This window comes from Planktothrix sp. PCC 11201, from assembly GCF_900009135.1.
Lineage (GTDB): Bacteria > Cyanobacteriota > Cyanobacteriia > Cyanobacteriales > Microcoleaceae > Planktothrix.
Map to the genome: position 1 here is coordinate 121,613 of NZ_LT797711.1, position 18,631 is coordinate 140,243.

At 40.8% G+C, this 18,631-nt stretch carries 22 protein-coding genes, 1 other RNA gene and 1 pseudogene; 10 read left to right on the plus strand and 14 right to left on the minus strand.

Annotated elements, in window-relative coordinates; genetic code table 11:
- Positions 1 to 69 precede the first annotated feature (69 nt).
- From PL11201_RS22805 to PL11201_RS22815, 3 genes are read left to right on the plus strand one after another with little or no spacing between them, the layout of a single operon-like run.
- Positions 70 to 279 carry a DUF2997 domain-containing protein gene (locus tag PL11201_RS22805; RefSeq protein ID WP_079681155.1) on the plus strand — a complete coding sequence of 70 codons (210 nt, stop codon included), beginning with the start codon at positions 70 to 72 and terminating at the stop codon, positions 277 to 279.
- Between the two features lie 46 nt (positions 280 to 325).
- On the plus strand, positions 326 to 712 hold the full coding sequence (locus PL11201_RS22810; protein WP_079681157.1) for a DUF1257 domain-containing protein: 387 nt from the start codon (positions 326 to 328) through the stop codon (positions 710 to 712).
- Complete coding sequence (locus tag PL11201_RS22815) at positions 712 to 1,170, plus strand: ferredoxin (protein WP_079681158.1); 459 nt, start codon at positions 712 to 714, stop codon at positions 1,168 to 1,170. Before PL11201_RS22810 ends, PL11201_RS22815 begins: the two co-directional genes overlap by 1 nt.
- Positions 1,171 to 1,354: 184 nt before the next feature.
- On the opposite strand, the gene PL11201_RS27215 is transcribed toward PL11201_RS22815, so the two are convergent.
- The 7 genes and pseudogenes from PL11201_RS27215 to PL11201_RS22840 all read right to left on the minus strand — a co-directional run bounded on the left by PL11201_RS27215 (position 1,355) and on the right by PL11201_RS22840 (position 4,494).
- On the minus strand, positions 1,355 to 1,492 hold the full coding sequence (locus PL11201_RS27215; RefSeq protein ID WP_234996820.1) for a four helix bundle protein: 138 nt from the start codon (positions 1,490 to 1,492) through the stop codon (positions 1,355 to 1,357).
- 12 nt (positions 1,493 to 1,504) lie between these two features.
- The gene (locus PL11201_RS22820; protein WP_079681159.1) at positions 1,505 to 1,720 is read right to left on the minus strand and encodes a type II toxin-antitoxin system HicB family antitoxin; all 216 of its coding nucleotides are present in this window, start codon (positions 1,718 to 1,720) and stop codon (positions 1,505 to 1,507) included.
- Positions 1,721 to 1,782: 62 nt separating this feature from the next.
- A complete protein-coding gene (locus tag PL11201_RS22825; RefSeq protein WP_079681160.1) occupies positions 1,783 to 2,385 on the minus strand; it encodes a Uma2 family endonuclease in 603 nt (200 codons plus the stop codon).
- Positions 2,386 to 2,531: 146 nt separating this feature from the next.
- Positions 2,532 to 2,774: pseudogene (locus PL11201_RS26280) on the minus strand (formylglycine-generating enzyme family protein); the annotation flags it as partial.
- A gap of 18 nt (positions 2,775 to 2,792) precedes the next feature.
- Entirely contained in the window at positions 2,793 to 3,851 is a 1,059-nt protein-coding gene (locus PL11201_RS22830; RefSeq protein ID WP_079681161.1) for an RNA-directed DNA polymerase, read from the minus strand.
- Positions 3,848 to 4,288, minus strand: coding sequence for a diversity-generating retroelement protein Avd (gene avd, locus PL11201_RS22835; protein WP_234996821.1), 441 nt, complete (start codon positions 4,286 to 4,288; stop codon positions 3,848 to 3,850). Before avd ends, PL11201_RS22830 begins: the two co-directional genes overlap by 4 nt.
- Positions 4,285 to 4,494, minus strand: a complete 210-nt coding sequence (locus PL11201_RS22840; RefSeq protein WP_079681162.1) for a 2-oxoisovalerate dehydrogenase E1 subunit beta — start codon at positions 4,492 to 4,494, stop codon at positions 4,285 to 4,287. Before PL11201_RS22840 ends, avd begins: the two co-directional genes overlap by 4 nt.
- A 65-nt stretch (positions 4,495 to 4,559) precedes the next feature.
- Between PL11201_RS22840 and PL11201_RS22845 the strand changes: the two genes are divergently transcribed.
- Positions 4,560 to 4,778, plus strand: a complete 219-nt coding sequence (locus PL11201_RS22845; RefSeq protein WP_079681164.1) for a hypothetical protein — start codon at positions 4,560 to 4,562, stop codon at positions 4,776 to 4,778.
- Positions 4,779 to 5,333: 555 nt separating this feature from the next.
- Here the strand turns inward: PL11201_RS22845 and PL11201_RS27575 are convergent.
- Together PL11201_RS27575 and PL11201_RS22860 are read right to left on the minus strand one after the other, a co-directional pair.
- Positions 5,334 to 8,210, minus strand: a complete 2,877-nt coding sequence (locus PL11201_RS27575; protein WP_159451571.1) for an SUMF1/EgtB/PvdO family nonheme iron enzyme — start codon at positions 8,208 to 8,210, stop codon at positions 5,334 to 5,336.
- A gap of 191 nt (positions 8,211 to 8,401) precedes the next feature.
- On the minus strand, positions 8,402 to 9,106 hold the full coding sequence (locus PL11201_RS22860; RefSeq protein ID WP_079681167.1) for a hypothetical protein: 705 nt from the start codon (positions 9,104 to 9,106) through the stop codon (positions 8,402 to 8,404).
- Between the two features lie 284 nt (positions 9,107 to 9,390).
- On the opposite strand from PL11201_RS22860, the gene lpxD reads away from it, so the two are divergent.
- From lpxD to PL11201_RS22885, 5 genes are all read left to right on the plus strand, one after another.
- Complete coding sequence (gene lpxD / locus PL11201_RS22865; RefSeq protein WP_079681169.1) at positions 9,391 to 10,437, plus strand: UDP-3-O-(3-hydroxymyristoyl)glucosamine N-acyltransferase; 1,047 nt, start codon at positions 9,391 to 9,393, stop codon at positions 10,435 to 10,437.
- A 608-nt stretch (positions 10,438 to 11,045) separates the two neighbouring features.
- On the plus strand, positions 11,046 to 11,444 hold the full coding sequence (locus PL11201_RS22870; RefSeq protein ID WP_079681170.1) for an AbrB family transcriptional regulator: 399 nt from the start codon (positions 11,046 to 11,048) through the stop codon (positions 11,442 to 11,444).
- Positions 11,445 to 11,467: 23 nt separating this feature from the next.
- Entirely contained in the window at positions 11,468 to 12,358 is an 891-nt protein-coding gene (locus tag PL11201_RS22875; RefSeq protein ID WP_079681171.1) for a CPBP family intramembrane glutamic endopeptidase, read from the plus strand.
- Between the two features lie 40 nt (positions 12,359 to 12,398).
- Positions 12,399 to 13,205, plus strand: a complete 807-nt coding sequence (locus PL11201_RS22880) for a radical SAM protein (RefSeq protein ID WP_079681172.1) — start codon at positions 12,399 to 12,401, stop codon at positions 13,203 to 13,205.
- A 130-nt stretch (positions 13,206 to 13,335) separates the two neighbouring features.
- On the plus strand, positions 13,336 to 13,749 hold the full coding sequence (locus PL11201_RS22885) for an AbrB family transcriptional regulator (RefSeq protein WP_079681173.1): 414 nt from the start codon (positions 13,336 to 13,338) through the stop codon (positions 13,747 to 13,749).
- Between the two features lie 202 nt (positions 13,750 to 13,951).
- Here the strand turns inward: PL11201_RS22885 and PL11201_RS22890 are convergent, their stop codons facing one another.
- Positions 13,952 to 14,296, minus strand: coding sequence for a DUF6884 domain-containing protein (locus PL11201_RS22890; RefSeq protein WP_079681174.1), 345 nt, complete (start codon positions 14,294 to 14,296; stop codon positions 13,952 to 13,954).
- Positions 14,293 to 14,544: a hypothetical protein gene (locus PL11201_RS22895; protein WP_026794448.1), complete on the minus strand. Its 252-nt coding sequence runs from the start codon at positions 14,542 to 14,544 to the stop codon at positions 14,293 to 14,295. Before PL11201_RS22895 ends, PL11201_RS22890 begins: the two co-directional genes overlap by 4 nt.
- Positions 14,545 to 14,672: 128 nt before the next feature.
- Between PL11201_RS22895 and ssrA the strand changes: the two genes are divergently transcribed.
- Positions 14,673 to 15,063: a transfer-messenger RNA gene (gene ssrA / locus PL11201_RS22900) on the plus strand.
- Between the two features lie 419 nt (positions 15,064 to 15,482).
- Here ssrA and PL11201_RS22905 read toward each other — a convergent pair.
- From PL11201_RS22905 to PL11201_RS22915, 3 genes are all read right to left on the minus strand, one after another.
- The gene (locus PL11201_RS22905; protein ID WP_079681175.1) at positions 15,483 to 15,965 is read right to left on the minus strand and encodes a thiol-disulfide oxidoreductase DCC family protein; all 483 of its coding nucleotides are present in this window, start codon (positions 15,963 to 15,965) and stop codon (positions 15,483 to 15,485) included.
- A 371-nt stretch (positions 15,966 to 16,336) separates the two neighbouring features.
- Entirely contained in the window at positions 16,337 to 17,866 is a 1,530-nt protein-coding gene (locus PL11201_RS22910) for a sensor histidine kinase (RefSeq protein WP_079681176.1), read from the minus strand.
- Entirely contained in the window at positions 17,863 to 18,546 is a 684-nt protein-coding gene (locus PL11201_RS22915) for a response regulator transcription factor (RefSeq protein ID WP_079681177.1), read from the minus strand. The genes PL11201_RS22910 and PL11201_RS22915 overlap by 4 nt, the downstream gene beginning before the upstream one ends.
- Between the last annotated feature and the right edge of the window lie 85 nt (positions 18,547 to 18,631).

Below are 18,631 nucleotides of genomic sequence, written 5' to 3' on the forward strand. Positions count from 1 at the left end.
GATCATCAGTTGTCAGTTGTCGCTGAACGGTCAACCGTCGGTGTATTTCCTCGCCATTCCCCTAGCATTATGGAAACCTTAGAATTCATCATCTATCCAGATGGCCGTGTGCAGGAGAAAGTTACTGGGATTGTTGGGTCTTCCTGTGCGGAAGTAACCGCCGCCCTCGAAGCCGAATTAGGTATCGTGCTGACTCAGGAGGCCACTTCTGAATATTACGCCCGTAGCCAACAACAGTCCGAGACCGCGACAACCCAAGTCGGTTCGAGCCATTGGTAAATTCTGTTTTTGAGTTCACTGAAAATCTCGTTAAAAATAGCTAACTATGTCACACTTTAGCCAAATCAAGACCCAAATTCGGAATCTGACCTCATTAGAAACTGCTTTAAGTGATCTGGGCATTGACTGGAAAGCTGGCCCCAAAGAGGTTCGCGGTTATCAAGGTCAAACCCGTCCTGCTCAAGTCGTCATTGAACAAGACAACGGTTATGACTTAGGTTTTACCTGGAATGGCCAAGAATATGAGTTTGTTGCGGATTTACAATTTTGGCAACAAGCAGTTCCCGTTGATCGGTTTTTGAGCAAAATCACTCAACGCTATGCTTACCACACCGTTGTTAATGAAACCACCAAACAAGGGTTTCAGGTTGCCCAACAACAAAATCATCAAGATGGTTCCATCCGCTTAGTTTTACAACGCTGGAGTGCTTAATGTCTGATGGGTCTGTATCGCTAAGTGATCCCGTATCCGAGCGTTCTGGGTTAGAACCGGAACTGGGCGGATTTTTGCGAAATGCACCGGAACGTTCGGGGTTTGAGCCGGAACTCGGCGGTGCATTGCGACAAAAAGGGGTTTATGTGGATGAACTCACCTGTATTGGGTGTAAACACTGTTCCCATGTCGCTCGGAATACTTTTTTTATTCAAGAAGATTATGGTCGAGCGCGGGTATTTAGACAGGATGGCGATACATCCGTGTTAATACAGGAAGCAATTGATACTTGTCCGGTCAATTGTATTAATTGGGTGGATTACACTGAACTAAAACGTTTGGAAGCAGAACGTCAAGACCAGGTAATTCCTGTGGTTGGTTTCCCTGTGGAAGCGGGTTTGGCTAACCGGAAACGTCAGAAACAAAAACGGAAACAAGAGAATTCTTTAACCGAATAACTGATTTCTGGCGGGCTAAAACTGCCTTTTTTTATATTCATTTAATTGGGATTAGGCAAAAGGAGAATATTCTTCTTTTGCCTATTTTAATCTTTGGTTTAATTAACAGGACTTACGCAGTTACGCTATATAGTTATAGCAAGAGGCAATAGGGAATGGGCAATGGGCAATAGGTAAATACTTACTATAAGTAGCTTTTAGCTTTCAAGAATGTCCTAATAGATGTGGCAACTGCTATACGATCTCGCGGTAGGCGGTTTAATATGGGTACATACCATTTAATTAAATCATAGGTTTTCTGGATAATCGGTAATTCACTCATTGTTAATATAGGTTAAGCGGCTACAGAAATTGCCTTAACGGTTAGAGACGGTTCGGGAATGGGTTGACCATCTTCCCGCAGGGTGTCAATATACAGTTCAATCGCTTCTTTAATATTATTTTCGGTTTCTTCTAAGGTTTTTCCTGTAGAAATACAACCGGGTAAGTCGGGAACATAAGCAGAATAGTTACTCCCAGCCCATTCAAAAATTGCAACATATTCTTTCATGGTTTCTCCTCTTCTGATGCAGCAAAGGTTAAGTCAGAAACCCGATTTCTCGGAATATTTTTTTAAGCATTTAACACCTGTTCTGCTGTTAAGGATAATTCTGAAAAAGTGGGTGATATAATCCGATCAGTTCCTCTAAATAGAGTTTTTTGATACTGACCTTTTTCGTCTAAAGAGTAAACAAAGATAGTCGGAATTTTAGGATTTCCTAAGTAAGCCCTGGAAGCGATCGCTAAATAGTCTACAATCCAATATTCAGAAATTCCTAACCGTTGATATTCTTCTAATTTATCTACATAGTCATCTTCCCAATTCGTTGATGTCACTTCTACTGCTAACTGAATTGGCACTTCTAAGGCATTATAATCAGAACGATTAGAACGCCAAATTGTTCGGTTAATCACACTAACATCAGGATTTCTACCCTGTTCTAAGCCGTCTTTTGTTACCGTTTTGATGACCGCAGTATTAGTTACAACTAAATTAAGATTAAGTTTTCTAATTTCATCATTAAAACAGAATAAAAGCAAATTGGCTACATCATTATGGTTTCTTGTTGCTCTCACTTCTACAATTTCTCCATTCACAAATTCATAGATTCCTGTTTCTGGACATTGTTCTAAAAAGTTGTCAAATGTTAGTTTTTGTGCTTGTGCTGTTGTCATAGTTTAATTTCCTAGTAAGTCGGGAACATAAGCAGAATAGTTACTCCCAGCCCATTCAAAAATGATAATATATTCTTTCAAAGTGTGATATAATCTGATCTAAGAATTATAGATTAGGCAACTTTTCGGTTTTTACACCTACCAAGCTACCTAACTTTGTTTGATTTTTGGATAAAGTCACCCCTATCACCGGAACAGGTCTGGACTCTCCCTAAATTTGCCCGACAAATTCCCATCTGCCAGTTCTGACCTAGGAGAGCGCACGCAGGCGGGAGGGAAACAACACGAAATCCGTAGTTGCTGTTCCGACTGTCCGGCTCGTTCCTGTTACGATTGGCACTGCGGCAATTCCTGGGATTGTTGTTCCACGAACCTCCGCGTATCACCCGGAAGTGCCTGTCCCGTCTTCACCTTCTCGATAATTCGAGAGAAGCAAATATCTGTTGACGGAGTTGCCAAGTATCGCCCTGTTGAAGATGAGCAACCCAACTCTGGATTGACTGCGACACTTTTTCGCCCCCAATTTTACCCTGATCATATTCTACCTGCATTCGTCGCAATCGGCGTCTGGCTCGACGTAAATTTTCTTTACGGACTCGAATTCTATCGGGTAAGATGCGAAATCCAAGAAAATTGGCTCCGATTTTTGTTTCAAATAATTGGCTTTTAATCGGATGAATTTTGAGTCTCAATGTGTCTAAATATTCCTCAACTGCTATTCTTGCATCCGCTAGGAATTGGGAATTATCTGAAAATAAAGCAAAATCATCGACATAGCGGATATATTGGGTGACTTTGAGTTTTTCTTTGACAAAATGGTCAAACCCATTCAGATAAATATTAGCAAAAAATTGGCTAGTTAAATTTCCAATGGGAAGACCTCGCCGTCGTTGTAAGGGATCTAATAAACTATCCCCTGGAAAATATTCTACCATAGGTTCTTGTTCATTACTATTATCAATAATTTTATCAATTAACCACAGGGTATCGGAACATTTGATCTTTTTGCGAATTAAGGATTTTAAAATAGTATGGTCAATACTGGGAAAATATTTGCGGATATCACATTGGAGAACATAGGGACTAGACCGGGCAAATTTTGTAAATCGACGCAGGGCGCGGTGGGTTCCAAAACCGACGCGATTTGCGTATGAATCAGCAATATAGGTACGTTCAAAAAGGGGTAGAATAATATTACATAGGGCATGATGTACTACCCTATCTCTATAGGGGGCGGCGGAAATCATTCGAGATTTGGGTTCTTTAATTTCAAAGGTTCGATAATGACCTGGACAGTAGGTTTTAGACTCTAATTCTGTTTTTAACTTAAAAAGTTCTGGCTCTAAATTATAGTTAAAGGCTAAAACATTTTCTCGAAAACGCTTGCCTTTTTGGGCTTGACGTGCTGCTGCGAATAAATTGCTAAAATCAATAATTTCTGACCAGAGATTTCCGTAGCGTTTCATAGTTTTGGGGGTTTATTGCGTTGTTGTTTTATCCATGCTCCTAATTCCGTGCCGATTTCGTTAATTAATTTTCCGATATATTCATAGCGTTCAGTTTTAATTAACTCGAAATCTAATAATAGTCTGGTTTGATGGCGCAGAATGTCTAGTTTGCCATTCAATAATTCTAATTGATTGAGTTTATCTGTGGCATAACGGGCTAAAATTAATCCTTCGAGAAGGTCATAGAGTCCGGTAATGATTCTATCTCCTAAGGTAAATTTATGATCTCGCGGTAGGCGGTTTAATATGGGTACATACCATTTGATTAAATCATAGGTTTTCTGAATAATCGGTAATTCACTCATACTCATAAACTTTCTCTGTTTCTCAATCAAATATAAGATTTTAAGGGTTTTTACTAAATCTTGACCTGATAAATCTCTCGGTAATTTCATGAAGCAATCACCTCCTCCTGAACAATATGCAGTCGGATGATTTTAGGACGTAATGCTGGCTCAGGAAAATGACAGTGAACCGCATCTTTAATTTCTTTCTTTAAGCTTTCTAAATCATCGGCTTGGGTAATAATTGATTCCCCTAATGCCTGGGCAATATAACCTTGCTCAATATCATGTTCTACTAAGAAAATGATTTCCGTCATCGTTTAAATAACCTCTAAGTGCTATAATTTTTATTGGTAATCTTTGAGATAATATTTTTAGGAATATGACTGAGTTACTAGAACGTGCGATCGCTAAATTGAAAATTTTATCCCCCACTGAACAAGATGCGATCGCTACTCTAATTTTACAGGAACTCGAAGCGGAAATGCGCTGGGATAGTGCATTTACTCAATCACCCGATGCTCTTGCTAAACTAGCAGCTAATGCAATGGCTGAATACCATTCTGGACAAACCCAAGATTTAGATCCAGAAACACTGTGAAGTCACGAACAACTTTCTCTTTTCGTAAAGCATTTGCCACTCTGCCAAAGCAAGTCCAAAACCAGGCTCGTGAAGCCTATCGACAATTCAAACGAGATCCCAATTATCCAAGCCTTCGTTTCAAAAAGGTACATCCAGAATTACCTATTTATTCGGCTAGAATTAACAAGGATTATCGAGCCGTTGGACAGTTAGAAGGAGATATCATTATTTGGTTTTGGATTGGTTCGCACACAGATTATGAGAGATTACTGTCTCAATTGTAATTTCTCCAATTGCTGATAGGGGCTCAGAAATCGGGTTTCTTCAACCAGATTTCTGTTATGCAGCAAAGATTAAGGTAGAAACCCGGTTTCTCGATACAACTGTGGGGGCTCAGAAACCGGGTTTCTTCAACGAGATTTCTATAATTTAGCAAAGGTTATTGCAGAAACCCGATTTCTAACAAAACCCGTCCCCTGAAAAAAAAAATTTTTAAACGCGCTGACGCGCGAAAAGGGAAGAAGGGAAAAGAAGAAAGAAGGGTAAAGGGCTAAAGGGCTAAAGGACAAAGGGCTAGAGAGTCCACGCAGGCGGGAGGGAAACAACACGAAATCCGAAGATGCTGCCCCGACTGTCCGGCTCGTTCCTGAAACGAATGGCACTGCGGCAATACCAGGGATTGATGTACCACGAACCACCGCGTATCACCCGGTATTGAGTATTTCCGCCCGACTCCCAAACACTGCCATCATCTGGCGCGCCAGTATAATTTTCATGCCAAGGGTCGGCGCACCATTCCCAAACGTTGCCGTGCATATCGTATAGTCCAAAGGCATTTGGAGTGAAACTACCGACATCGGTGGTTTGTTGACGATAGGTTCCTTTTGGCCCATTGCCGTAAGTATTATTTGCGTCATAATTAGCTAAATCGGCTGTAATGGTTTCGCCAAAATGGAAAGGACTCCCAGTTTTAGCACGACAGGCGTATTCCCATTCCGCCTCACTGGGTAAACGATAGGTTTTGCCTGTTTTTTGGGAAAGTCGCTGACAAAATTCTTGTGCTTCGTGCCAAGTTACACTATCAACGGGTCGGTTTGCGCCTTTAAAACTAGAAGGATTATTTCCCATAATAGCTTCCCATTGAGCTTGGGTAATGGGATATTTTGCCATAGAAAATGCAGCAATATTAACTTCATGTATGGGTTTTTCGCTGTTATTTTCTGGTGAACCCATCATAAAAGTTCCCCCAGGAATGGATACCATTTCTAAACTGATATTATTGCCTAAATCTTGTTTAAAAAATTCAGCCCGACGACGTTCTCGTTTGGTTTCCTTTCCTTCGGCGTTAACGGTAATCACATCAAATTCAAATTCCTTTTGCTGACGGCGTTTTTCTGCTTCTTCCTGACGTTTTTTTTCTTCCTCCTGACGGCGTTTTGTTTCTACTTCTGTTTGTTGCTGACGGCGTTTTTCATCCCAAACTCCTTGAGCAACATCCCGATTATGGGCGACATCGGGTAAATTAGGATTCAGGGCGAGACAGGAATTGTAATCGGCGATCGCTTTTTCATATTCTCCTAATTTATAATAAGCATTACCCCGATTATTGTAAGCTCCGACATAATTAGGATTGAGTCGCAAGGTTTGGTTATAATCTTCAATGGCGGCGGAATATTCCCCTAATTTATTATAGGCTAATCCGCGATTATAATTAGCATCGGGAGAATTAGGTTCGAGTAACAAAACTTGGGTAAAATCATCAATGGCGGTCGGATATTCTCCCCGTTGACAATGGTTTTGTCCCCGTTGATAACAGGCTTGAACAATATTAACCCGGTGAGTTTCTCCCAAGGATTCTAACAAATTATTGATTTTTTCAATATAGTCTAAATCCTTAGCCGTTACCACAGAATTAACTCTATCCCATAATTCAGATTCTCCAGAAACCCGGTTTCTCAAAGAAACCGGGTTTCTGAGTCTCAACCAAGATTCTACAGAATTAATTAATTGATTTTTAGCCCAAGATTTATTGGGTAAATTGACTAAACCCTGGGCTAATTCTAGGATTAATTCAGGGAGACGGTGAGAACTTTCTGTTTCTAGGATTTTGTAGATTTGTTCATAGCCAGAAATGACCATCCCTATGACTGAATCTGCAACTTCTCCCTCTGGGATATTCTGAGTTAAATCTGGGAGGAGTTGGGGTAATAAAGGCGTGAAATCATGGAGAAATAAATGATGAGTGTCAGCTATCCAACCTGCGACTAGACAATGACAGGTAATTAAAAACTGGTACAAATCTTCAAAATGCTTGCTATTAATTTTATAGTGAATTTCTAACTCGTCATCCTCTATTCCCTCCTCTCGTAAACTTTGTTCTTCTTCCCAAATTTTGAGATTAATTTCATTATCCCCGCCCCGTTTTTCAATGTCAGCTTGGGTTTTTCCTAATGCAATCAGTTTATCTTTGGTATTCTTCCAGGTTAAGGCGCGAGTTTTAGCGGAATTATACAAAATATCGCGATAGGACAAACGAGCAATAATGGTTTGATAGGAATAATTAGGTTGTCCTATTGTCCAATAGGCGACTCGGAAATTGAGATAATCTCCATCAAATTCCGACTCTAATATTAATGTCGGTTCTGATTTTAGCATCCCGAATAAGGCTTTAATACTGGCTTCACTATGAAAGCGTTTACTTTCCCAAGCGCCTGCTAAAAATTCGATAGGTCTTCCCTGTTGAGAATACTGATCAAAAAAATCACGCATTTTTTGATTGATAGTTAATTCAATATCAGGGAAATTTTGCGGCGTAGTGGCAAACTTTTCAAACTGAACTTTAGGGGGGGCAATAAAAACTCGTAGGGGAATTATACTATGATTGTAGGATTCTAAAATTTGCGCTGGGGGTAACGTTAACGGCCAATTAGCAAAAATTTTCTGAACTTCTGCTTGGTTATGAGCAGCTTTTATCGCCGTTTCTCGTTGATATTCAGCTACCATTAATTGAGTTTCTCGGCCATAGGTTGTTAATTCTTTTTGGAGGGTTTGTTCCTGTTCAAAACGCCATCGTTGAAACTCGATATTACTTTTATGAATCGCTAAATTAACGCTTTGGATATATTCTTGTAATTCCTTTTGCCGTTGATGATTAAGTTCACCTTGTTGGGCTTGAAATTGTCGATTTTCTTGATTTTGGATATATTGTAATTTAATTTGTTCTAATTGAATCTCCTGTCGTTTTTCCTCCATAACAGCACTGTTTGTAACTTGTACACATTGTAATTTATACTGTGCTAATTGAATTTGTTGCCGTTTTTCTTCTATTGCTTGTGTATTTATTACTTGGGTATCAACGACGTATTTGTGAGGGAGAAATACAGCTTCAAGTCCTCTCTTGAATTTACCCCAAAGTCCCATTTTTGCATCTCCTGGTAATAAGCGTGTCATCAGTTAATCTCCTGTCAATTAATTGTCTGATTATTCTTTGACGAAATTGGTTGATTTATCCGAAAATTTTAGGTGTATTTAGGTAGGGGGTTGGGCGAGGAAACCTCGCCCCTACGTCTCCTAATTGATATCCACCCGTAGGGGCGGGGTCTTCCCGCCCCAATTGAATTCCACCAATTTATAATCTCAAATCAACCTGGGCTACAGGTATTAAAAACTAACACCGTCGCCGCCCAAATAGGTGTTTTTCCTTCAGCAAAAACCGCCCCATCTAAAGTATAGGCATGACCTTTGTTATCAACCCAGCCAATACATTTTTCATGGGCATCATAGACCTTCATATCAGCACCTAAATACCCGATATAATGGTGGCCATTGTTATAAAATTTTTGCCCATCAATATGTCCAGCTTGTCCTCCACTATCCCAATAAACATCCCCATCTGCATAAATATGGACACTATTGGAATCTCCCTTTTCTACAGGATCGGAACTGTGCATTGCGGAAAAGGTAGACATTTGTTGCGAGTGATCTCCCATGGCTCCCAAATGGTGATCGGTTTGATATCCTGTGGAATAGTCCGTCTGTTCGGGTAGTTGATAGGGATTAAATTGTTCTAAGTCCGTCCCATGGGGATGTAATTCGGGGGTGTGAGGGTCAAGGTCGGATATAAAAGATGAGTGTAAACCTTGATAATATTCCCCATTTTCACCGAAGTTAGAGACATCAAAATGAGGATGATGGGGGTCGTAACCCTGGAAATCAGGGACAGACATAATATGGTGGGTCTGTTCGGGAATAGGGGGTTGATGGGGGTCGATTTCTAGGGATTGGATCAGATGATCAAAGATAGAATCTAAACTATATTGTGAGTCATTGTCGGGGGGATTATTCATAGTTATTAGTCCAGTTCGTTGACACTCTACTGCCTAAAAGCAAGTGGATTCTTGGTGAGCGCGAGTCTACTTAACATTATACGATCACTCTTTTAATACTAGAGATGGTTTTCTCCCCAAGGGTTTTGCTTGATTGCAATTGAAACTGTGTGACCAGCACCCGGCTCCTTTGTTTATTTTTTTTGATCAAAATTTGTTAACCGGAGATCGGATTAATAATATAATTGATCCGATTCCACTGCGGTGAAATTAAAATTTCCTACCCCTGGTATTTTTTCCCAATAATGAAGTTTAGTGAACTAGTAGAAAAACTTAACGCTGGAATTACCGCCCATAGTTTGATCCATGATCCGACCCTTAATCCTGATATTCAAGGAGTGGCGGCGGTAGATACAGCAACTTCTGGAACCCTCAGTTATATTGAGGGGTTAAAATTTGCGTCTTTTGTGTCGGTTTCTGCGGCGAGTGCGTTGATTTTGCCCTTAGATGAATCGTTACAAAATCAAGCCACCGCCGGGGGGAAAGCGTGGATTTCCGTAGCAAATCCTAGGGCTTTTTTCGCCCAGGCGATCGCTTTATTTTATCAACCCTATCAACCCCAACCCCAAATTCATCCGACGGCGGTGATTGATCCGAGCGCCAAAATTGGATCGGAAGTTTATATCGGCCCCCATGTGGTAATTCAAGCCGGAGTAAGTATCGGAAATCGGGTGTGTTTACATCCGAATGTGGTGATTTATCCGGGGGTAAAAATTGGCGATCGCAGCATTTTACACGCCAATTGTACAATTCATGAACGGGCCCAAATTGGTTGTGATTGTGTGATTCATAGTGGGGCTGTGATTGGTGCGGAAGGCTTTGGTTTTGTACCGACGGATGGGGGTTGGCTAAAAATGGAACAATCGGGAATTACGGTTTTAGAAGATAGGGTAGAGGTGGGATGTAATAGTACAATTGATCGTCCGGCGGTGGGCGAAACCCGCATCGGAAAAGCCACAAAATTAGACAATTTAGTTCATATTGGTCACGGTTGTACTGTGGGTCAAAATTGTGCCTTTGCGGGTCATGTCGGATTAGCTGGGGGTGTTACCGTTGGCAATGGGGTGTTATTAGCGGGTCAAGTCGGCATTGCTAATCAAGTCAAAATTGGGGACGGGGTGATCGTTACGGCTCAATCTGGGGTTCATAATAATATTTCACCCGGAGAGGTGGTTTCTGGTTCTCCGGCGATCGCCAATAAATTGTATTTAAAAACGGCTGCTGTTTATAGACGATTACCCGAACTCTACCGATCTTTAAAGGCATTAGAAAAAATTATTAAGGGGGAGTAGGGGAGTAGGGGAGGCAGGGGAGGCAGGGGAGGCAGGGGAGGCAGGGGAGGCAGGGGGAGTACCAGGCAGTGCGTTGGCGTCACGTCCTCGCTCGCTGAATATCACCCAAAACCCATAATCCATAACCCATTCGTAATTCGTAATTCGTAATTCCCCATTCGTAATTCCCCATTCGTAATTCGTAATTACCCATTACCCGGTAATCACGGATCTATTGATCTGCTTTGACGGCGGATATTTTTTAATGAGATGGGGCGAGAAGCCTAGAGCATTTTTACCCGGACAGAAGACTTTCTCAAAAAATGGCTTAGGTCTGACTCTAAAGCAATCAAAGAGGAGGGCCATATAAATTTCAAGACAAAAACAACAGATGGGTTCAAGTACCACCGAATAAGTCAATCTTGCCCGATTCAATGATAACGGGATTTTTAAGTCCTGCTTTTTTTCCCCTAGGGGAAGATGGTGATTCGGTGTAGGGAAAGATTTGTAACTGAGAAAAAAAATATTTGTCAAATTGATGTATTTAAGTATATATTATTTCTTATAACTCCAAAAAGTTTAATTGGATAAAAATTACCCCATAGAGAAGTAAGGAGATTAAGAAGAACATGAATAAACCTGCACCAACACCCTTAACCGGAAAGGCTCTGCTTCAAAAAGTAAAAGAACTGTCTCATATGCCCCGGCGTGAAACAGCAAAGCTGTGCGGTTATTACAGCACGACAAAGGACAACCAAGTGCGTGTCAATCTCACAGATTTTTATGACGCAGTGCTGAAAGCACGGGGTATTCCCCTCAGTCCCGATGGTACAAAAGATGGTCGAGGTCGGGAAGCAACTTATCTGGTAAGCGTTCACAAAAACGGTCAAATTGTGATTGGCTCAACCTATACCAAAGAAATGGGACTTAAACCGGGGGATGAGTTTGATATCAAGCTCGGATACAAGCATATTCACCTGATTCAAGTCGAAAATGGTAAAGATGCTGGCGGTGACGAAGAAGAGTAAATTTTTTCCCCTGAGCCATTAAAATGACGTTTTCATGGCTGGTAAATGCACCAACCCCGATTAAAATTCTGGTTTTTTTTGGGGTGTGGATGGGTTTATGGATGCCAATTGCTGTTATCAGTGCGATCGCTCTCAATTGGCGTCCACCTCAACCCTTAAATGAAACCCAAAAGTTGGCGTTGCTGGCGCCCCTTTATGGAATTGCCCCGATAGTTTTGTGGAAAATTAGCCAAATTCAGGGTCAATCCTTCTGGGATTATGGTTTAAGTTGGCGATCGCAGTTTTTTCAATCGACTGCCATTGGTTTTGGTCTAGCTGTTATCAGCTTGATCCTCTTGTTTGGATTTCAATTTGTTCTGGGTTGGAGTGATTGGCGACCCCAAGACTCGAAACAAACCGATGAACAGTCATCGACCTTAAATCCCGATCTGCTCCCTAGAAACAGGTGGATTGAGTTAGGGAAAAAAGTATCTATTTTACTGCCGATTTTGCTGATTGCTCTCTGGGTTAGCAGTACGGAGGAGTTAATATTTCGAGGATTTTTACAAAAACAATTACAGCAAGATTATTCTTGGTTTGTGGCGGCTACCCTCGCCAGCCTGATTTTTGCCTTCAGCCATTTACTTTGGGAAGTCCGCAACACCTTACCCCAATTACCCGGACTGGCGTTAATGGGAATGGTTTTGAGCCTAGCTTGTTTGTGTGATCGAGGTTCTTTAGGTTTAGCCATCGGACTACACGCGGGTTGGATTTGGGGAATTACGAGTATGGATACCCTCGGGACTGTTACCGCATCTGAGCAGGTTCCAGAATGGGTGACAGGGTTAGGAGGTAAACCCTTAGCGGGTTTGTTAGGAATTGTGATGTTGCTGTTTGTGGCTGGCCTATTGGGAATTGTTTACCGTCTAATTTGAGTATCTGTATTCCTCTGGCTTTGTATGACATTGGAGAATCATGACAACTACAAAAGCCTCCCCCTCAGAATTTAACCCGGTTTATGGCCCTGTATCTTCATGGAGATATGGGAAATCCTTGGGAATTGATCCCATAGGTGAAATTTCTACCTGTTCTTTTAACTGTGTTTATTGTCAACTGGGAGAAATTGAACTGAAAACCCACCAACGCCAAATTTATGTACCGACGGATCGAATTTTACAAGCATTAACAGAATTTTCCCCCTGGGATGTGGATGTAATTACTTTAAGTGGGAGTGGAGAACCAACTTTGGCGGCGAATTTAGGGGAAATTCTGATCACAATTAAAACCCTAACTCAGCGCCCAACTTTAGTTTTAACTAATGGTACAACTTTATGTGATCCGCAAGTTCGACAACAATTAGCTTTAGCCGATCGCGTCTCTATAAAACTCGATGGAATTTCTACTGCCCAACTGCAAAGAGTAAATCGACCCGTAATGGAAATTAATCTCAGCCAGTTACTCAATGACATTCAAGAATTTAGTCGAATTTTCCCTGGAGAATTGGGACTACAAACCATGCTTTTATCTCCTTGGTCATTATCAGAGCGCCAAGAATATCTCCGTTGGGTAAAAGCGATCGCACCGACAGAAATTCAACTGAATACTCCCACCCGTCCCAAACCGTTAAAACATGAATTAGCTGGACGGGGAAATCATGCCCCACTAGAAAAGCTACCTTATCAGACCATAAAATTAAAATCCGTTAGTCCGTCTGTTTTACAAAATTTTGCCCAAGAAATTCAAGATCAGACAGGTATTCCCGTCCGTTATCCTCCGGTATAGTAAACAGTTATCAAGTATCCGCATTATCAGTTATCGGTGTAAGAGTGAATGGATTCCCTATTCCCTATTTTAATATAAAACAACCAGTTAAATATGATAGGATAAAATCAGTTATATCTGGAGAATATTTATGTCAAAAACAGCAACAGAAAAACCTTCGACTGTTCCGATAACGGGTAAAGCCTTGTTACAGAAAGTTAAGGCCTTGGGGAACTTACCACGACGGGAAACGGCGAGATTGTGCGGGTATTCTACCCAAACAAAAGATAACCAAACCCGCGCCAATATGACAGAGTTTTACGATGCTTTATTGGCGGCTAAGGGTATTGCTTTAGATCCTGGCGCGAGCAAAGATGGACGGGGCAGAGAAGCCAGTTATCGAGCTTGCGTTCATAAAAATGGTTCTCTGGTAATTGGTGCGAATTATACCGAATCCATGGGATTAGAAGCGGGAGATCAGTTTGAAATTCGCTTAGGTTCAAAACATATTCATCTGATTCAAGTGGGCGAGAAATCTGAAGAAGATATCATTGATAAAGACTAATTTCTTGAATCTGATTTAATGGGTTAAGGTTGGCTGGTTTAATTTTAAGAACCCGCATCCACAAGCTACTGTATTTTCAAGTTTAGAAGCTAACCTTCCCGATAAAAATTTTAAATCAGACTGTTCAAAATTATTGGAACATCAGCTGGATTTGTTGATAAGTTCCTAAACAAAATTAATTGCATATTCTTGACCTAAATTATCAAAGTTCATTAAATTTTACATTCACTAAAGGTTTTAATTCTTGCGATCGCACCCGATCCATCTTCTGATCATAATTAGGGATCAACTGATAAGCAGGTATCAGTCCAAACTTAGCAGATAAAATAAAAATATCTAAATAATCAGTTGTTTGTTCCTGTAAAAACTTTCGTACAACTCGAAAAGCCACGCCATTGTAACGTTCAATTGCTGGTAGAAATTCTGGTTGTGAATATAAAGGCGGTTCAATCTTTTTCCATTGTTCATTTGTCCAGAGATGTAGTTTTTCTCTTTTATTAATAAATGTCACTAACACCCCTGTATCTAGTAATATGTTTCTTTTCATTTTTTACCCATACCTTTTAAATATTCTTTATTTGTCCCTAAATCACCAGGGCCAAAGTCTACACATCCCGCCCACTCTTTCGCTGCTTCATAAGCAGAAATTGGTTGTTTTTCCTCTACCTGTTCCTCCTGCTTTTGCGCTTTATATCGCAAAAATTCAATAAATTCTAAAACTGCTTCCTGTTGTTGTACTGTTAGAGTTTCGATGTTCTCTAAAATTACATCTTTTTTATTGATAGCTAAAATCATAGTTAAATCTTCTTGAAATTAAAACTTTTAACCTATCCTAGCATAGATCCAGAAACCGAGTCTCTTAAGGGACGAGAGGAAAAAACTTGACGATCGCAAAAATATTGTGTATCATAATAAATATGTAAGGGGCATTACTGGTTTCGACAGGGCAAGGAAAGCTACCAAGTGATGCAGGCCGAGAGTGAGTCAACTCTCGTAAATCAAGACTCAAACAAAAACGTAACTGCGAACAACATCGTTCCTTTTGCTCGTAAATCAGCCGCTGTTGCTGCCTAAACACCTCTAGTAGGTTCGAGCGTCTACTGTTTGACTCCGTTAAAGACAATAGACAAACCCCCAACGGATGCTCTAACTTAGTTTCTTTGGTTGAAAAGTTAGCTAAGATTTAACCATTGCATCCCACCCTTCGGGATAATGAGGGGTTCCCGCCTTGAGGATTAGAAAGGCTAAGTCTGTGAATGAGCGAGGAGTAAATACTTGTTCTGGACATGGGTTCGATTCCCATATGCTCCATTCCCCTATACTCTTAAAACCACTTAGGAAAATTCCTAGGTGGTTTTTGGTTTTGGCTAGAAACTGACGGGGTAGTTTGTTGGTAGTAACTCGCGATTTCCGAGCTATGGGAAAGGAAATGACGCACCAAAATTTCCTTTTCGGGTGTGGGGGAATGGGAATTAATCCAGTCGGGTAATTTTGTGAGAGTGACAGAGATTATACAGGCAGTGATCACCAAAAGACAATATTGGAGGATGGGTCGATTCGAGAGTCCCTTCTTAAGGTTGAAAGACAGCATAGGAATTGAAAACTAAATAAAAATCTCCCTATCAGTTCAGACTGTGGGAGATAAATTCAGGGTGCATCTACTTAATAATTGAACTATAACACATAAAATGATGGGTGTCACCCCCTATTGCTAAAACCCCTGATTTTTTTGATCATTTAGGCTGACAACGGCATCCTGCAAGGGTTTGGGAGATTAAAGCCTGCTGACGCTGTTGGATTAAGGTGGCTAAATTGGGACGTCCGGTTAGGGCCAAACGCCAATCAGCCCAAATTTCATAGACTGCGTTGATGATTGGCCCGATTAATGGCCAGCGAGTGGGGGCATAAATCCAACCGAGTCCGAGAACTTGGTAAACTCGATAAAACACCTCTACATTTTGCAGAATTGTCCCATCGGGAAGTAAGGCGTGAATTCGTCCCATGGCGGCTTCAAAGGAGATATTGCCATGATCTTCGGGGTTATAATTTAGATCGCTAATATCAACAAAAGCAATTAATTCCCGTCCCGCGTCCTGTTTTTGTAAAAAATTCACCTCTCGCAGACATAGGGGACATTCACCATCATAAAGCAGTTTAATTTTCCAGGGGGTTGACGTTATGGGGGATGGGTTAACCGTTGGTAAGATTTGATTCATAAAAAATAATTACAATTTTTGAGTATAAGATAATAATGGCATAATTCCTGTAGGGGCGGGTTCGCAAAGATCTATAAGACTCGTCCCAGATTTAACTAAACCCGCCCCTGAATATTATAATTAATCCTGTCGGGGCGGGTTCGCAAAGATCGATAAGACTCGCCCCAGATTTAACTAAACCCGCCCCTGAATATTATAATTAATCCTGTCGGGGCGGGTTCGCAAAGATCTATAAGACTTGTCCCAGATTTAACTAAACCCGCCCCTGAATATTATAATTAATCCTGTAGGCGCGGATTCGCAAAGATCGATAAGACTCGCCCCAGATTTAACTAAACCCGCCCCTCTAAACTTGGCCGTGAATATGATAATTAATCTCCAGCTTTAGGAAGGGTAAAGGTGAAAGCAGTTTGACCCAATTGAGGGGGATCTAAGGTTAGATCTCCTTGATGGGCGCGGGCGATTTCCCTTGCTAAACTTAATCCTAATCCGATTCCCTCTATTTGGCGAGTTCGAGCCGGATCGCCGCGATAAAAGCGATCAAATAAACGATCTCGATCTTTAATATGAATATCTTTAGAGGCATTACTAACATTAATTATCACCTTCTTTCCCCGTTGATAGCTTTTGATTTTGATCCAACCTTCAGGCAGATTATATTTAATAGCATTACTAATTAAATTTTGGATAACCTGGGTTAATAAATCCTGGTCTCCTAAGACAATTAATTCGGGATCAATTTCAGTTTTAATGGTTAAATCTGGGTCTAATAATTCTATATCTTCCATCATGTCTAATAACACGGGATATAAATTAACCTTGGTTTGATATATCCGCATTTGTCCAGCATCTGCTAAGGATAATAATAATAGTTTTCGGGTGGTTCCTCCTAAACGTCTAACTTCATCGAGGAGATGACTTAAGGCTTGCTGTGTGGATGATTCTGTTTCGGCTTTTTGTAACATTTGTTCTAATTCTCCTTGAAGAATTGCTAAGGGAGTTTTGAGTTCATGGGCGGCGTCGCCACTGAAGCGAGATGCTTGTTTGAAGCTGCGTTCTAAGCGTTCTAACATTTGATTAAAGACTTTAATTAATTCGACAAATTCCATATCCGTTGTGCTGATGGGAACACGCTGATCTAGTCCTTGGACTGTGACTTGTTGGATACTTTTTGTTAATTCTTGAATCGGACGTAATGCACTACCCGATAAAGCCCACGATCCTCCAGCAATCAGTAATAATAAAATAGGAATTGATACTAAAAAACCATTGCGAACCGAGGTCATTTCCTGATCAATAATACTCAAATTAACAGCGATCGCCACTTTTTGATGGGGAAAGGTGACTAAACCCACACGCCACAACCCATTAGGAGAGCGTCGGGTGATGATTTTGAGTTCAGGAGGGGGAGGAGGTAAACGGTTGCGGGGAGGACGAGGAATATCCAAATGATCAAGAAAATCTGACTGATGGGGAATATCTAAATCACGCGGAAAATTCGACTGATGGGGAATATCTAAATCATGGGGAAAGTCCCTCTGATGGGGAATCTCCAAATCATGGCGAGGAGGTAAGGAGAATGGGAGAAAATCAGAAACCTGGAGATTGAGGTCTGACCAATTGGTTGACTGATATCGGGTATAACCCTCTCTATCAAGTACCCAAATTCTGATTGGGTTATCCTTAAAATCACGGGTTAATTGAGTTTCATAAACTTGTAATGAGGGTTGCTCTTGTAGGTGGTCGGTTTCTAATAATTTATTTTTGAGTTCTGCGTCTAAACGGCCGGAATAAGCATTATAAATCATCCACCAAAATACTAAACTAAAAGCGATTAAAGAAGCTCCGGTCAGGGTTGCTGATAATAGAGCAATACGGACTCGAAAAGAGTGACGTTTCATGATTGTGACTCCGGTTTACGAAAGCGATAACCAACACCGCGCACACTTTCAATACAATCATTTCCACCAATACCATCAATCTTTTTTCTAATCCGTTGAATACAGACATCTACAACATTTGTATTTGGGTTGAAATCATACCCCCAAATGTGTTCTAATATTTGGGTGCGGGTTAATACTCGTCCGGGCGATCGCATCAAATATTCTAACAAGTTAAATTCCCGGGTTGTGAGTTCAACAATTTGTTGATTACAGGTAACTTCTCGGCTAATTCTATCTAATTTTAGCGGCCCATAAGCAATAATATTTTGGCGTTCACCGATATTCCGACGGACGACAGCATGGATGCGAGCGATTAATTCTTCGACAAAAAAAGGTTTAGAAATATAGTCATCTGCACCTAAATTAAGTCCTTCGAGTCGGTCTTCTAATTCATTACGGGCGGTGAGTAAAATCACGGGAATATTGCGTCCAGCTTTGCGGAGACTTTTGAGAATAGCTAATCCGTCTTTTCCGGGAATCATAATATCGAGAACAATCACATCATAGTCGTTGTTCATCGCTTGTACATACCCATCATCGCCGTTATCGCAATAGTTGACCACAAATCCTTGTTCTTTCAGACCCATTTGTACAAAGTTGGCGATTTTGGGTTGATCTTCAATCAACAGAACATTCATAATTTTAATGAGAATTTGATGAGAGTTTACTTAATAATAGTTCGATTAATGGTTCTATAATATTACAAATTTGTAATCTAGGGGA

Coding starts and splice junctions, on each gene's coding strand:
- PL11201_RS22805 (WP_079681155.1), top strand. CDS start 70: ATGGAAACCTTAGAATTCATCATCTATCCAGATGGCCGTGTGCAGGAG.
- PL11201_RS22810 (WP_079681157.1), top strand. CDS start 326: ATGTCACACTTTAGCCAAATCAAGACCCAAATTCGGAATCTGACCTCA.
- PL11201_RS22815 (WP_079681158.1), top strand. CDS start 712: ATGTCTGATGGGTCTGTATCGCTAAGTGATCCCGTATCCGAGCGTTCT.
- PL11201_RS27215 (WP_234996820.1), bottom strand. CDS start 1,492: ATGAGTGAATTACCGATTATCCAGAAAACCTATGATTTAATTAAATGG.
- PL11201_RS22820 (WP_079681159.1), bottom strand. CDS start 1,720: ATGAAAGAATATGTTGCAATTTTTGAATGGGCTGGGAGTAACTATTCT.
- PL11201_RS22825 (WP_079681160.1), bottom strand. CDS start 2,385: ATGACAACAGCACAAGCACAAAAACTAACATTTGACAACTTTTTAGAA.
- PL11201_RS22830 (WP_079681161.1), bottom strand. CDS start 3,851: ATGAAACGCTACGGAAATCTCTGGTCAGAAATTATTGATTTTAGCAAT.
- avd (WP_234996821.1), bottom strand. CDS start 4,288: ATGAAATTACCGAGAGATTTATCAGGTCAAGATTTAGTAAAAACCCTT.
- PL11201_RS22840 (WP_079681162.1), bottom strand. CDS start 4,494: ATGACGGAAATCATTTTCTTAGTAGAACATGATATTGAGCAAGGTTAT.
- PL11201_RS22845 (WP_079681164.1), top strand. CDS start 4,560: ATGACTGAGTTACTAGAACGTGCGATCGCTAAATTGAAAATTTTATCC.
- PL11201_RS27575 (WP_159451571.1), bottom strand. CDS start 8,210: ATGACACGCTTATTACCAGGAGATGCAAAAATGGGACTTTGGGGTAAA.
- PL11201_RS22860 (WP_079681167.1), bottom strand. CDS start 9,106: ATGAATAATCCCCCCGACAATGACTCACAATATAGTTTAGATTCTATC.
- lpxD (WP_079681169.1), top strand. CDS start 9,391: ATGAAGTTTAGTGAACTAGTAGAAAAACTTAACGCTGGAATTACCGCC.
- PL11201_RS22870 (WP_079681170.1), top strand. CDS start 11,046: ATGAATAAACCTGCACCAACACCCTTAACCGGAAAGGCTCTGCTTCAA.
- PL11201_RS22875 (WP_079681171.1), top strand. CDS start 11,468: ATGACGTTTTCATGGCTGGTAAATGCACCAACCCCGATTAAAATTCTG.
- PL11201_RS22880 (WP_079681172.1), top strand. CDS start 12,399: ATGACAACTACAAAAGCCTCCCCCTCAGAATTTAACCCGGTTTATGGC.
- PL11201_RS22885 (WP_079681173.1), top strand. CDS start 13,336: ATGTCAAAAACAGCAACAGAAAAACCTTCGACTGTTCCGATAACGGGT.
- PL11201_RS22890 (WP_079681174.1), bottom strand. CDS start 14,296: ATGAAAAGAAACATATTACTAGATACAGGGGTGTTAGTGACATTTATT.
- PL11201_RS22895 (WP_026794448.1), bottom strand. CDS start 14,544: ATGATTTTAGCTATCAATAAAAAAGATGTAATTTTAGAGAACATCGAA.
- PL11201_RS22905 (WP_079681175.1), bottom strand. CDS start 15,965: ATGAATCAAATCTTACCAACGGTTAACCCATCCCCCATAACGTCAACC.
- PL11201_RS22910 (WP_079681176.1), bottom strand. CDS start 17,866: ATGAAACGTCACTCTTTTCGAGTCCGTATTGCTCTATTATCAGCAACC.
- PL11201_RS22915 (WP_079681177.1), bottom strand. CDS start 18,546: ATGAATGTTCTGTTGATTGAAGATCAACCCAAAATCGCCAACTTTGTA.